Source organism: Streptomyces sp. NPDC050988, from assembly GCF_044456225.1.
Taxonomy (GTDB): Bacteria; Actinomycetota; Actinomycetes; order Streptomycetales; family Streptomycetaceae; genus Streptomyces.
In genome coordinates, this window is sequence record NZ_JBITFQ010000016.1 from 14,750 (window position 1) to 28,492 (window position 13,743).

General features: G+C 69.8%; 9 protein-coding genes. 4 read left to right on the forward strand and 5 right to left on the reverse strand.

Features of this window, described 5'->3' with window-relative positions:
• Positions 1–4 precede the first annotated feature (4 nt).
• Together ACIBEI_RS29295 and ACIBEI_RS29300 are read left to right on the forward strand one after the other, a co-directional pair.
• Positions 5–1,510 carry a NuoM family protein gene (locus ACIBEI_RS29295; RefSeq protein ID WP_398893362.1) on the forward strand — a complete coding sequence of 502 codons (1,506 nt, stop codon included), beginning with the start codon at positions 5–7 and terminating at the stop codon, positions 1,508–1,510.
• Positions 1,507–2,925 (forward strand): NADH-quinone oxidoreductase subunit N, encoded by a 1,419-nt coding sequence (locus tag ACIBEI_RS29300; protein WP_398893239.1) that lies wholly within the window; start codon positions 1,507–1,509, stop codon positions 2,923–2,925. Before ACIBEI_RS29295 ends, ACIBEI_RS29300 begins: the two co-directional genes overlap by 4 nt.
• 168 nt (positions 2,926–3,093) lie before the next feature.
• On the opposite strand, the gene ACIBEI_RS29305 is transcribed toward ACIBEI_RS29300, so the two are convergent.
• From ACIBEI_RS29305 to ACIBEI_RS29320, 4 genes are all read right to left on the reverse strand, one after another.
• On the reverse strand, positions 3,094–6,327 hold the full coding sequence (locus ACIBEI_RS29305; RefSeq protein ID WP_398893240.1) for a glycosyl hydrolase family 95 catalytic domain-containing protein: 3,234 nt from the start codon (positions 6,325–6,327) through the stop codon (positions 3,094–3,096).
• A 265-nt stretch (positions 6,328–6,592) separates the two neighbouring features.
• Positions 6,593–7,489: a S1 family peptidase gene (locus ACIBEI_RS29310; protein ID WP_398893241.1), complete on the reverse strand. Its 897-nt coding sequence runs from the start codon at positions 7,487–7,489 to the stop codon at positions 6,593–6,595.
• 401 nt (positions 7,490–7,890) lie between these two features.
• Entirely contained in the window at positions 7,891–10,197 is a 2,307-nt protein-coding gene (locus ACIBEI_RS29315) for a M4 family metallopeptidase (protein ID WP_398893242.1), read from the reverse strand.
• Between the two features lie 332 nt (positions 10,198–10,529).
• Entirely contained in the window at positions 10,530–11,429 is a 900-nt protein-coding gene (locus tag ACIBEI_RS29320) for a LysR substrate-binding domain-containing protein (RefSeq protein ID WP_398893243.1), read from the reverse strand.
• A gap of 152 nt (positions 11,430–11,581) precedes the next feature.
• On the opposite strand from ACIBEI_RS29320, the gene ACIBEI_RS29325 reads away from it, so the two are divergent.
• Together ACIBEI_RS29325 and ACIBEI_RS29330 are read left to right on the forward strand one after the other, a co-directional pair.
• Positions 11,582–12,595, forward strand: coding sequence for an aldo/keto reductase (locus ACIBEI_RS29325; protein ID WP_398893244.1), 1,014 nt, complete (start codon positions 11,582–11,584; stop codon positions 12,593–12,595).
• 76 nt (positions 12,596–12,671) lie between these two features.
• The gene (locus ACIBEI_RS29330) at positions 12,672–13,103 is read left to right on the forward strand and encodes an SRPBCC family protein (protein ID WP_398893245.1); all 432 of its coding nucleotides are present in this window, start codon (positions 12,672–12,674) and stop codon (positions 13,101–13,103) included.
• Between the two features lie 75 nt (positions 13,104–13,178).
• Here the strand turns inward: ACIBEI_RS29330 and ACIBEI_RS29335 are convergent, their stop codons facing one another.
• Entirely contained in the window at positions 13,179–13,715 is a 537-nt protein-coding gene (locus tag ACIBEI_RS29335) for an AAA family ATPase (protein ID WP_398893246.1), read from the reverse strand.
• Positions 13,716–13,743: the final 28 nt, after the last annotated feature.

The window sequence follows — 13,743 nt, forward strand, 5'->3', positions numbered from 1 at the left end:
CGTCTTGCTGACCGCCCTCGTCTTCGCGCCCACGGCCGTCGCGCTGCTGTTGTTCGCGCTGCCCCGCCGTACGGCACCGGCCGTGTTCCGTGCCGTCTGGGTGACGGCGTCGGCCCTCGAACTGGCCCTGGTCCTCGTGGTGTGGGCGGGGTACGAGCCGGGCGGGGGCATGCAGTTCGAGGAACGCGCCCGCTGGATTCCGGGCGCGGGGGTCGGCTACCACGTCGGCGTCGACGGCCTGTCGCTGCCGCTGCTCGCCCTGACCTGTCTGCTGTTCCTCGCCTGCGCGCTCTACTCGCTGCGCGAGAACCGCCGGATCCGCAAGTTCGCGGCGCTGTTCCTCTTCCTTCAGACCACCTGCCTCGGGCTCTTCGTCGCCCTCGACCTGATCCTCTTCTTCGTCTTCTTCGACCTGTCGATCGTGGCGATGTACTTCGTCATCGCCGGATGGGGCCACCGCGAGGCCGCCCGCGCCGCGCTGAAGTTCTTCCTCTACACGTTCATCGGGTCGCTCGCCCTGCTGCTCGGCTTCATCGGCCTGTATCTCGCCGCGTCGCCGCACACCTTCGACATCGTCGAGCTGACCGAGCAGAACCCGCTCGCCGGCCGGTCCGTCTACGGGGCCCTGGTGCTGCTGGCCGTCGTGGTCGGTCTGGCGGTCAAGACCCCGACCGTGCCCTTCCACACCTGGCTGCCGCCGGCCCATGTCGAGGCGCCCGCGGCCGGTTCGGCGATCCTGGCCGGGGTGCTGCTGAAGATGGGCACGTACGGATTCGTACGCATCGCCATGCCGATCCTCCCCGAGGCCTGGCGGCGGTACGCCCTCGTGCTGGTCGTCATCGGCGTGGTCTCCGTCCTCCACGGGGCGCTGGTCGCGCTCGCGCAGACCGACTTCAAGCGGATGGTCGCGTACACCTCCGTGAACCACATGGGATACATCGTGCTGGCCCTCGGCGCGGCAGCCGCGACGGCGGACAGCTCCGAGCAGGCGCGGTCCCTCGCCGTCACCGGAGCCGTGACCCAGATGGTGAGCCACGGGCTGCTGACCGGTGCGCTGTTCCTCCTCGCGGGGGTGCTCCACGAACGCGGACGCACCTACGACATGGGCGCGTACTCCGGACTCGCCGCCGTGGCGCCCGTGTTCGCCGCGATGACGGGTGTCGCGGCCTTCGCCTCGCTCGGGCTGCCGGGCTTCTCCGGTTTCATCGCCGAGTTCCAGATCTTCACCGGCAGTCTCGGGCCTCAGCCGCTGGCCACAGCGTTGTCGGTGCTCGGCATCGTCCTCACGGCCGGGCTGTTCCTGCGGGCGTTGCGCCAGGTGTTCACGGGGCCGTTGCGGCTGCCCGACGCGCCGGGAACACCGCGTGCCTTCGCCGACCTGCGGGTGCACGAGGGCCTCGCCGTGGTTCCGCTGCTCGTTCTGGCCGTCGTCCTCGGTGTGGCGCCGCGCTTCCTGCTGGATGTCATCGAGCCGGCCTCCCGCTCGGTCCTGGAGTTGCTCGCCCGATGACCGAGATGAACGAGAACCCACTCGATCTGCTGCCCGAGGTGCTGCTGGCCGCCTCGGCCGTGCTCGGGCTGCTGCTCGGGTCCTGGCTGCCGCGCGCCCGGCAGTGGGCCGTTGGACTGCTGGCGGCCGTCGCGTGCGTGGCGGGGATCGTCGCGGCGTCGGTGGCCGCCACCGAGCCCGCCACGACGGCCTTCGGTGAGGCGTTCGCCGTCGATACCGTGACCGGCGCGTCCCGGATCGTCGTCCTCGGCGGCACGCTCCTCGGCCTCGGCGTCTCCTTCCGCCCTCTGCGAGGCGATCCCCGGGAGAGCGAGTTCTACGTACTGGTGCAACTGGCCGCCCTGGGCGCGCTGATGATGGCAGGCACCCAGGACCTGCTGTTGTTCGCCGCCGCGTATCTCCTGGCGAGCATCCCCGCGTACACGCTCGCCGGGTTCCGCAAGGACGGTCCGGGCACCGAGGCCGCCCTCAAGTTCTACGTGGTCGGCGCCCTGCTCGGCGTACTCCTGCTGGCCGGTGTCACGGTCCTGTACGCGGCCGGGCGCGCGACCCTGTACCCGATGCTGAGTGACGCGCTGCGTGACGCCCCGGAGCCGCTGGTCGCCGTCGGTGCGATCGGGCTGCTGGCCGGTGTGCTGTTCAAGGCGGGCGGCGTGCCGGCTCACTTCTGGGTGCCGGACGCCGTGCAGGGCAGCAGTGCGCCGGTGGCCGCGCTGCTCACCACGCTGCCCAAGATCGGGGCGCTCGCCGCGCTCTTCCGTATCGGTGACGCGGTCTTCGCGGGCGGCCCGCTGCCGTGGGCGGCGCTGGTCGCCGTACTCGCCGCCGCGTCGATGACGCTGGGCAACCTCGGCGCGTTCTTCCAGCGGGACGTGAAGCGGCTGCTCGCCTACTCGACGATCAGTCAGGTCGGATACCTGCTCCTGCCGGTGACCGTGGTGGACCGCTCGGATCTCGCACAGCAGGCGTTCCTGTACTACCTCGCGGCCTACACGGTCACCAACCTCGGGGCGTTCGCCGTCGTCTGCGCCCTCCCCCGGGCCCACACGGTGGACGACTACCGGGGGCTCGCGAAGGACCGCCCGCTCCTCGCGGCGAGCCTGGTCGTCTGTCTGCTGGGCCTGGTCGGCACCCCGCCCACCGCGGTCTTCCTCGGGAAGCTCCAGGCGTTCAGCGCCGTGTTCGACGGTGGCTACGCATGGCTGGCCGTCCTCGCCGCCGTCAACACCGTGGCGTCCCTCTTCTACTACCTGCGCTGGATCGTGCCCGCGGTCTCCCGCGACGCTTCGCCGGGCCCCGCCGAGGGGAACCGCACGGCACGCGTCGTCGCGTACGCGGTCACGGTCGTCTCCGTCGGACTCGGCCTGGCGGGAGGGCCGGTCCTCGACGCGCTGGCCGGGCCGATGAGTCCCTGACCCGGCGGAACGGCTGCGGCTGCGGCTGCGTCTGTGTCTGCGGTGGTCGGGCGGCCACGGCATCGGGCCTTCGGAGAGACGCCATACCGACGGCCGTGCCGCTCCGCGTCAGGTGGCGGGGCGGGCGGCCGTCGGCATGGCTGCTTCGGCAGTGATCCGGTGCCCACGTCAGGGCTTGACCGGCTTCACCTTCCTGTCGACGCCGTTCACCCGCACGGTGACGCTCCCCCGGTTCCGCGCCCGGTCGGCCACGATTCTGTACGACGTGACCTTCCCGTTCCGCCACTCGCAGTCGATCTCGTAGCCGCCGCGGGCGCGGAGCCCGGTGAAGGACCCCTTGGCCTTCCAGCCGTCCGGCAGGGCGGGCAGCAGGTGGATGACGCCGTCGTGGCTCTGCAGGAGCATCTCCGCCACGGCGCCCGTGATGCCGAAGTTGCCGTCCATCTGGAAGGGCGGGTGGTTGCCGAACATGTTGGGCAGCGTGTTGTAGGTCAGCAGTCCGCGCAGCATGATCTGGGCGCGGTGCCCGTCACCGAGACGCGCGAAGAGGGCCGCCCGCCAGGGCCAGGTCCACGAGCGGCGGCTGTCGCCCGACACCGTCCCGGCGGTGAACGGTTCGCCATCCTTCTCTCCGCACCGGGCCTTGAGCGAGACGAGGGCGGCGGCCGCGAACTCCGGCGTCTTCGGGGTGATCTGGCGGCCCGGATAGACCGCGAAGAGGTGCGAGGTGTGGCGGTGGATGTCGGTGGGGTCGTCCAAGTCCTCCTGCCACTCCTGGAGTTGACCCCACTTGCCGATCTTGTTCGGCGCGAGGCGCGCCTGCATGTCCGTGACCTTGGCCCGGTAGGCGGGGTCCGCCTTGAGTGCCGCCTCACAGTCCAGGTAGTTCTGGAACAGGTCCCAGATGATCTGCTGGTCGTACATGACGCCGTCCTCGCGCGGCCCATGCTCGGGGGACCAGCCGTTCGGTGCGACGAGAAGTCCGTCCTCGCGCTCCTTGAGATGGTCCTCCCAGAACTCGCAGATCTCCTTGATCATCGGGTAGGCGACGGTACGGAGGTAGCCCAGGTCCTGGGTGAACGCCCAGTGCTCGTACAGGTGTTGGGCGTACCAGGCACTCGCGACGGTGTTCCACTCCCACGAGTTGCCGCCGAAGATGCTCTGGCTGGTGCGGGCGGTCCAGCCGCGTGTGTCCTTGCCGAAGGCGTTGCGGGTCGCCACACGGCTCGGCACCGCCACCTGCTCGATGAACCTGACGAGCGCCTCATGGCTCTCCGGCAGGTTCGTCGTCTCGGCTCCCCAGTAGTTCATCTGGATGTTGATGTTGGTGTGGTAGTCCGAGGCCCAGGCCGGCTGGTTGCTGTCGTTCCAGAGGCCCTGGAGGTTGGCGGGCAGGCCGTTCGGGCGGGAGGAGCTGATCAGCAGATAGCGACCGTAGTCGAACATGGCCTGCTCGAGTGACGGGTCCTCGCCGCCCGCCGCGTAACGCGCGAGCCGGGCATCGGTCGGCAGAGCGACGACGGTGTCGTCGGAGGTGCCCCAGGCGACCGAGACCCGGTTCATGAGGGCGCGTGTCTCGGCAGTGTGCTCGTCGCGCAGCTTCTTGTAGGACCGGGCGGTCGCCCTGGCCAGCGTCCTGGCGACGATGGGCGCCGGATCGGGTCCGCGCCACCCGGCGGCGGCGTCGAGCTTGTAGTCGGTGCGGGCGTCGAGGAACAGGGTCAGGGTCGTACAGCCGCTGAACCGGAGCACCGACCCGTCCGCGCTGAGGTCGCCGTCGGTGTGGACGGCGCGGACGGTGCACGTGTGCTTGAGTCCGTTGCCCATGACACCGCTGAAGGCGATCCGCCCGGCGCCGGCATCGACGGTCGTCGGGGCCTCGTCCTGTCCGGACGTCAGCGAGATCGCCCCGGAGAGTTCCCGGGCGCCGTCCGATGTGTACCTGAAGACCATGACGTCGGCGGACCGGCCGGCGAAGGCCTCGCGCAGGACGCGCTGTCCGGGCGCGCCGAAGCGGGTGACGTGGACACCGTTCACGAAGTCGAGGCTGCGCTGGTAGTCGACGACCGACCGCTGCGTACGCGTGTCGAAGCCCGTGCCCTCCAGCGCGATCTCCGCGATCTGGAAGCCGCGGGAGGACGCGCCGGGGGTCAGGGTGAGCCGATACGCGCGGTACGCCGTGGTGTTGGTGATCCGGAACGTCCGGGTCTTGCCTCGGTCGGCGAAGGGCGCTCCGGGGTTCTGCGTGTCGAGGGTCGTCCAGGCACGCCCGTCCTGCGATGCCTCCAGCACCCATCGCCGGGGGTCGTCCCGAGGACGGTCCGGGGCCGCCGTCAGCGCGTACGAGGTGATGGCGACGGCGCGGGGCAGTTCGGCCTGCCATACGACCTTCGGCTCGGCGTCGTCGACCCGCCAGACCGTGGCCGGATCGCCGTCCACCGATCTGGAGATGTCCGTGGCACGGGACTTGGCCCCGGAACCGGAAACGGAACCGGCGCCCTTGGAGTGCCCGCTCGGTGACGACAGATAGATCGAACCGCCCCCGTCGAGGTCGACGCCGGACAGGCCGATCTCGCTCAACTGGAAGTGGCTGACGCCTGACTTGGGGACGAAGTCGAACCGGTAGAAGCGGTAGGCCGCGGTGTCGGAGCCTGCGTCGGCACAGGTGAACTCCTTCGTCTGGAAACGGCTCTCGAAGGGCGCGTCCAGCGTGCGGCTGTCCAGCGTGGTCCAGGCGGTCCCGTCGGCCGAACCGGAGAACTTCCACTCCTGCGGGTCGCGCTCCGGCACGTCGTTGGCACTCGTCAGACGGTAGGACGCGACTTCGACGGGCTCGGGGAGCTCGACCTGCCACTGCACCTTCGAACCGGGCCCGTCGATGCACCACTTGGTGCTCGATTCACCGTCGTACGTCCTGTCGACGCCCTCCGACGAGGAGCTGTTGTACGGTCCGCCCGGGGCCGTGATCTTCGGTCTCGCACGGGGAGCGAAGGTGACCACGACGTCGCCGAAGTTCCGGTAGGAGCCGAAGCCGGTCATGCCGGTGTCGAAGTCACTGTCCGGCTTGCCGGCGAGAGCGTTGTCGTAGTTGTTGACCCCGCCCCACAGGCTCTGTTCGTTGAACTGGATGCGCTCCTCGTAGGGATCGGCGAAGAGCATGGCGCCGAGTCGGCCGTTGCCGATCGGCAGGGCCTGCGACTGCCAGTCCAGTGCGGGTACGGAGTACTTCAGCGCCTTGCGCGACAGGGTCGGCCACTGAACGGCCGCCGGCGCGCCGGTCCCGGCGGCGACGGCCTGTCCCGCAGGGGTTGCGCCGGTCAGCTGAGTGATCAGGGGTGCGACGGCGAAGGCTCCGCCGAACTTGAGGATGCTTCGTCGCTGCGGTTGGGATTCATTGATCACGGTGAGTCTCCCGGCCCATTCATCGGCTCTATCGCAGAGGAGGTCGCAGCCACACCGACATCTGTCGAGGGCGCGAACATCGTCGCCGGGGAATAGATCGGATGTCTAGAGGCGTGCAGCAGTTGGCGCGGCGGGTCATGAAGAAGCGGCCTCGGGCTGGTCTTCCGCCCGCCCAAGGCCGCTTGACATACCTGGCACTCCACCTGCCCCGGTCGGGGAGCGCCCCGAGAGGTGGGCGCTGACGCGGAGTACGTCCGACGACTCGTCAGTACACGGTCAGGCCGTAGGCGCTCAGCACTTCCTGGATCGGCTGGTAGTAGGTGGTCCCTCCCGAGGTGCAGTTTCCGGAGCCGCCGGAAAGGATGCCGATGACCTTGTCGCCTGCGTAGAGCGGACCGCCGCTGTCACCGGGCTCGGCGCAGATGTTGGTCTGGATCAGCCCGTAGACGATGTCTCCGCCCCCGTAGTTGACGGTCGCGTTGAGCGCGGTGACCCTGCCGCAACGGACACCGGTGGTCGATCCCCGACGGCAGACGCTCTGGCCGACGTAGGCGGTCGCGGTTCCGGTGACGTCGACGGTTCCGATGGTGCCGGGGTGCGGCACGGCCGGGTTGGAGTACCGGACGACGCCGAAGTCGTTGCCGGGGAAGCTCGTGCTGGTGGTGGGGCCGACCATCGTGGTCAGGCCGGAACTGGTGTACCAGGTGGGCAGGCCGTCGGTGCAGTGGCCCGCGGTGACGAAGTAGTAGGTGGAGCCGCTCTGCACATTGACCCCGGCCGAACAGCGCCAGCTGGACGCGTAGACGGCGTCGCCACCCGACAGGAGGGTGCGCAGCCGGCCGTCGAGCCGCTCCACGGTGGTGGCACCGGCGAAACGGCCGGTGGCCCGACGGACCGCGGCCAGGTCCGCCTCCCCGACCGTGGAGTCGGCGAGCACCCGCAGCTTCCCGGTCCGCTCGTCCACGGCCCAGCTGGTCCCGGCGACCCCCAGGGATTCGACGGCAGAGGCCGCACCTGACAGCGCGGCGGCGGACGGTGCGGCGGCGGCCGTGGGCGCCGCGGTCGCGTTGGTGCCGGACACCGCAAGGGCGGCCACGACGAGCAGGCTCAGCACCGAGGCTGCGAGCCTGGAACGTCTGATGGTGGTATCGCGTGCTCTCATCACCCGAATCTCCCCGAAGACGGTCGGTCAGGTTCAAGCGCGCCCGACCGGTCGCCGGGCGTGCCGTGCTTCCGTGCCGTGATGCCGAGCCCGTACTTCCGTGCCATGACGCTGGTGCGTGCGCGCTTGCGAAGGGCGCGGCTGTGCCCCCGATATCCCGTCGGGAACACGTGATGGCTCGCGACTGCGGCGGGACGCGGCCACGGCGTGACCGACGAGGCCCGGTGGCAGCCGGCCAACGCCTCATTGTCCCCGTCGGTGTCCGGCGGGGGTAGGCCGTCTCCGGCCGTAAAGCCCGCAACTGCCCAACCTGGTGGGCGGTTTCGCCCCAGGAGCCCCACCCTCCGACGCCTGTCCCGGGTCTGTGGTGCCGGCCGGCACCACAGACCCGGGAGCATGGATCAGAAGGTCAGCTTCCAGCTGTCGATGTAGCCCGTGTCGACCGAGTAGCGGTCCTGGACGCGGAGCTTCCAGGTGCCGTCCGCCGGTTCGGCGGAGGCGTCGACGGTGTACGTCGTGTGTACGTCGTCGTCGGAGTCGTCGCCGACGTCCTTCAGCCTGTACGTGCTGCCGCCGGGGCCGACCAGGTCGATGACCAGGTCACCGCGGTAGGTGTGGACGATGTCCACCGAGACCTGGAGGGCGCTCGGGGCGTTGCCGGTGCGGCCGGTCACGATGAGCGGGGACTCGACCGGATCGCCCGCGTCGGGGATCCGCACATTGCCCGGGTTGACGAAGAAGTCGCCGCCCGAGGCGATGACGTTCCAGGCGAAGCCCGCCTCGGCTCCGGATCCGTCCGCGGCGCTCGCCGTCACGGTCGGGGTGAACTCCCCTGTTTCTGCCGGGATTCCGGAGATCAGACCGGTCTCGTGGTCGATGGCCAGACCGTCGGGCAGACCGGTGGCCTCGTAGGTGAGGCCGCCCGGACGGCTGGTGTCCGCCGTGATCTTCAGCGTGGCGGGCTGGCCGGTCGCCGATTCCTGGTCGGCGGGCGCCGTCAGCGCGACGTGGTTGACGAAGCGCGGGCCGACGTTCACGGCCGCCCAGGTGTTGCCGACGGCCTCGTACGCCTCGCTGGACCTGCCGAAGAGGTCGGCGGCGGCCTGGAGGGTCGCGACGCGGGCGCCCGCGTAGTCGGTGGTGGACGTCATGTACGTGGTCAGCGCCCGGTACCAGACGTTCGTGGCGTTGTGCAGGCCGAGGCCGGGGACCGGCTCGCCGTCGTGGGTCGGGCTGTTGTAGTCGACGCCGTTGACGGTCTTCTGCCCGCTGCCCTCGGCGAGGAGGTAGAAGAAGTGGTTCGCCACGCCGGAGGAATAGTGCGGGTCGAGCCCTTCGGTGTCGGTGGACCAGTAGTCCTGTGAGTCGCCGTCCTTGGAGGGCTGGTCCATGTAACGCAGCGGCGTGCCGTCGCCGTTGATGTCGATCCGCTCACCGACCTCGTAGTCGGGCACGTCGTTCGGGTTGTTCGTGAAGAACTCCACGGCGGCGGCCATGATGTCGCTGCTGCCCTCGTTCAGACCGCCGGACTCGCCGTTGTAGTAGTACAGGTCCGCCGTGGCGCTGGTGACGCCGTGGGTCATCTCATGGGCGGCGACGTCGAGCGCGGTCAGCGGGTTCGCGTTGTCCTTGCCGTCCCCGTAGAGCATGCAGAAGCAGTCGTCGTCCCAGTAGGCGTTGACAACGTTGTTCCCGTAGTGGACGCGGGAGGACGCGCCGACACCGTCGTTGGCTATGCCGTTGCGGCCGAACTGGTCGTGGTAGAAGTCCCAGGTCTTCTGGGCGCCGTACGCGGCGTCCGCGGCGGCTGTCTCACGGTTGGCCGGGTCTCCGTCGCCCCAGATGTCGTCGGCGCCGGTGAAGAGCGTGCCGGTGCCACTCGTGGCGCCGCCCAGATCGTACGTCCTGTGGCCGCCGCGCTGTGTGTCGGTCAGTTCGAAGACGTCTCCGTTGCGTGTGCTGCCGAGGTCGACCTCACCGCTGAACTGGCCTTTGCCCACGCCGGGGTGGACGGTCTCGAACTCCCGCAGCTTCTTGCCGCTCTTCGCGTCGGTGACGACATGCACCTTGCGGGGAGAGCCGTCGTCCTCGACGCCGGTGACCACGGACTCCCAGGCGAGGGCGGGTGCGTCGTCGGCCGCCCAGACGACCAGTCGCGGTGTTCCATCCGCCTTCAACTGCCCGGTACCGTCTGCCTTGGCGGCCGCGAGCGCGGACTTCTTCGCCGTCGAGGCGGCGACCGTGGCGTCGGTCGTCGGTACGGACACCGGAGCGTCGGTCGCCCTGGTGACGGTCCGGCCCGAGGTGCGCTGATGGACGACCAAGTCGCCGCCGAGCACGGGGAGTCCGGCGAAGGTGCGCTCGTAGCGGGTGTGGACGGTGCCGTCGGCGTCCTTGATGACGTCCTTCGGCAGCAACTTCTCCTTGGCGCCCAGTTTCAGGGAACTGGCGGTGCCTTTGGCGGAGTTCGCCGCGGACTTCAGAAGGCCGGTGCGCTGGGAGGGGGTGAGAGGGACGGGGGTCGCGCCCGCTCTGGGCTCCGCGGCGATCCGGGCCTGGGCCGGGACCTGCTTCGGCTGGGCGGGCGCTCCGGTCGCCGGCGCTGCCGCGGCGGCGATGAGGGCGGTCACGACGACCAGCGCGCCTCCCGCGACGCGCTGGGGACCACGAGGCAGTCCGGGCCTGCGGGGACGTAAGGATCTCGGCACTCCTGCTCCTTCCGGCCGCTCGATGGCGGCCGTGTGGGAAGACCGGAAGACGGTGTCGGCCATCCGGGGAGAACGTGCGATGAGTGCCGCGCGGCGTGGAGATCTTCACACTGAAAGACCGTCAGTGTCATGGCCTGAACAGACAGTTGTCCGGAATGAGGTCTTGCCCATCACGTCCGAACGGGCATGGAACGAGGGCGACATGCGCCTTTACACGACGTAAACAATTGCCCCACAGGTGCCTCCTCGGCCACATCAGCTGCCGGGTCGCACAGAGCGGGGGTAAACCGGCCAAGCTCCGAGTCACCCCGCACGTACGCCTGCGCCCTCGCTCAGGCGGCACCCCGGTCCGCGAGGACCGTTTCGCGGAACGAGGCCACCACGGGGCGGAGATCGACCCGGTGCCAGGCCGCCCACAGCTGAACAGACCCTCCGTGCCAGGGCAGTTCGCGTACCGCGACGCCGTCGGTCGTGCCGCGCATCATGCTCTTCTGAATGAGTGCGAGGCCGAGACCGGAGGCGACCAGACCCAGCGCGGTGAGCGGATCGGCCGCGTCGAGACGGATGTCCGGCGTGAAGCCCGAGGCCACGCACGACGCGACGAACGTGTCGCGCCAGGCCGGGTCGTGAGAGTCGCCCACCGCGATCCACGGCTGCCCGTCGAGGGCTTCGGGGGTCAACTCCCCCTCCCCCGCGAGGGGATGCTCCGCGGGCAGCGCGAGCAGCAAGGGATCCTGGAGCAACGGGGCCCGGTTCAGGTCCGGGTCGTCCTCGGGAGGCGGCGTGCGCACCAGCGCGATGTCCAGGCTGCGCTGGCGCAGGCCCTCGAACTGCTCGGCCGACTCCTGGTCGTACAGCGCGACGTGGATGCCCGGGCTCTGGTCGCGCAGTGTGCGCAGGGCGGTGGGCAGGATGCCCGTGTGCATGGCGTCGGCCACGTAACCGATGCACAGGCCGCCCTCCTCGCCACGGCCGAGCCGCCTGCCGAGGTTCTCCAGCCGGTCCGCGTGGCGCAGCAGGGCGCGCGCCTCGGTCAGGAAGACGCGGCCGTCGGAGGTCAGCCGGATGCGCTGCTGGCTGCGTTCGAAAAGGGTCAGGCCCAGGTTCTTCTCCAGCTGGGCGATCTGCCGGCTGAGAGGCGACTGGGAGATGTGCAGCTGCTCGGCGGCACGGCCGACGTGTTCGGCCTCGGCGACGGCGACGAAGTAGCGGAGTTGGCGCAGGTCAAGCATGTAGGACCTCGGAGGACTCAAGTATGTCGAAGCAAGTCTTGGACAGTCTCATCCATGGATCCTAACCTCGAACACGCAAGGCCGACGGATCGCACATTTAGTGATGAATCCGCCGCAATCGGTATCACCCTCGCTATCGCAAGGATCCCCCCATGAGCATCAAGCCCCTCCTGCCCGGCGCCCTCGGCTTCGGCACCGCTCCGCTCGGCAACATGTTCCGCGCCATCCCCGACGAGGAGGCCGCGGCCACCGTCGAAGCCGCCTGGGACCAGGGCATCCGCTACTTCGACACCGCGCCCTTCTACGGCGCCGGCCTCTCCGAGATCCGGCTCGGCGAAGTACTGGCGCGGCACCCGCGCGACGAGTTCGTCCTCAGCACGAAGGTCGGCCGCGTCATCTTCGACGAGATCGAGGACCCGGCCGTACGCGACCTCGGCGAGAAGGGCGGCCTCTTCGAACACGGCCGCCCGAACAAGATGGTCAACGACTACACCGCCGACGCCACCCTCCGCTCCATCGAGGACAGCCTCAAGCGCCTGCGGACCGACCGCCTCGACATCGTGTGGGTGCACGACGTCGCCCAGGACTTCTACGGGGACGAGTGGCTGGCCGCCTACGAGAGCGCCCGCACCGGCGCGTTCCGCGTACTGCAGAAGCTGCGCGAGGAGGGCGTCATCAAGGGCTGGGGCCTGGGCGTCAACCGCGTGGAGCCCCTTGAGCTCACCCTCGACCTGGACGAGCCGAAGCCCGACGCCTTCCTGCTCGCCGGCCGCTACACCCTCCTCGACCACGACCGGGCCCTGCAGCGGCTGCTGCCTGCCGCCGCCGCCCAGGACGTCGACATCGTGGTCGGCGGCCCCTACAGCTCGGGCATCCTCGCCGGCGGAACGCACTTCGAGTACCAGCAGGCGCCCGCGCACATCATCGACAAGGTCGAGCGGATCAAGGCGCTCGCCGAACGGCACGGGGTCGGCATCAAGTCCGCCGCGCTGCAGTTCTCCCTCGCCCACCCGGCGACGGCGGCCGTGATCCCCGGCGCCACCAAGCCCAGCCGCATCGCCGAGGACGTCGCCGCTCTCGGCGAGGCGATCCCGGCCGCGTTCTGGACGGACCTGCGCGAGGAGCGGCTGATTGCGCAGGACGCTCCCGTACCTGCCGCGGCCTGACCGATCGGTTCGTACACCCCGCACACCCCGCGGGGTTCGTACACCCCGCACACCCCGCACACCCCAGGAGGATCCCGTGGCCACGACCGCCGCATCCCTCGACATCCCCGCCTCGCCCGACCGCGTCTGGCAGCTCATCGGCGGCTTCGACTCACTGCCCGACTGGCTCCCGTACATCCCGGCCAGCGAACTCAGCGACGGCGGACGTGTCCGCAGTCTCCGCAACGAGGACGGCGGCGTGATCGTCGAGCGCCTCGAAGCCTTCGACGACAAGGCCCGCACCTACAGCTACTCCATCCTCCAGGCGCCCTTCCCCGTCACCGGCTACCTCTCCACCCTCACGGTGCACGAGATCCCCGGACAGGACGGCGCCCGGGTGGAGTGGTCCGGCACCTTCACACCGGACGGCGTCAGCGACGACGAAGCCATCACTCTGTTCCACGGCATCTACGCGGACGGCCTCGCCGCACTGAACGAAACGCTCACCGTCCCCGACCAGTCCGCATAGCCGCGACCGCGCTCTCCCCGCTCTCCCGCGTGACTCCGCACCCGCGAGCGCGTCACAAGGACCGCGAGGCTAGGGCTAGCCAGAGGCGGGATGAGGGCGACCGCGTAGCCACGCGGTCGCCTCTCGCGGTGAACGCAGGTGGATGAGGTTCAGGGGCGCGAAGCGCGGATCGGTCGTGCGGCGGTCGATCTCGGCCCGGCGGGCCGCGTGTTGGGTCCAGGACGACCACGCGGGGTGGTCGCCGCTGAACCAGGAGGACAGGGTCTCCACATTGCCGCCGAAGATCCGCTCGCGCAGCAGGGTCCGCCGCAGGGATCTGCGCAGTACGCGCGGCATGACGACGCCTCTGGGGTAGTCGAGCCAGATCACGGTGTCGGCGTTGGTCCACAGCAGATCGCGCACTTCGGGATGGCCGAAGGAGTCGAAGATCCAGGCGGGGGTGGCGGCGATCTTCGCGACCTGTTGGTGAAGGCCGGGGTCGACCGCCCAGCCGGGGCCGGTGAACACGAGCGAGTCCATCTCGTGGAACGGCAACTGGAGCCGGGCGGCGAGGGCTTGCGCCATGGTGGTTTTTCCGGCTCCGGTGATGCCGGCGACGAGGATGCGTTGCACGCACGGATGCTACGGGCGTCGATCAGTC

Coding starts and splice junctions, on each gene's coding strand:
- ACIBEI_RS29300 (WP_398893239.1), top strand. CDS start 1,507: ATGACCGAGATGAACGAGAACCCACTCGATCTGCTGCCCGAGGTGCTG.
- ACIBEI_RS29310 (WP_398893241.1), bottom strand. CDS start 7,489: ATGAGAGCACGCGATACCACCATCAGACGTTCCAGGCTCGCAGCCTCG.
- ACIBEI_RS29320 (WP_398893243.1), bottom strand. CDS start 11,429: ATGCTTGACCTGCGCCAACTCCGCTACTTCGTCGCCGTCGCCGAGGCC.
- ACIBEI_RS29325 (WP_398893244.1), top strand. CDS start 11,582: ATGAGCATCAAGCCCCTCCTGCCCGGCGCCCTCGGCTTCGGCACCGCT.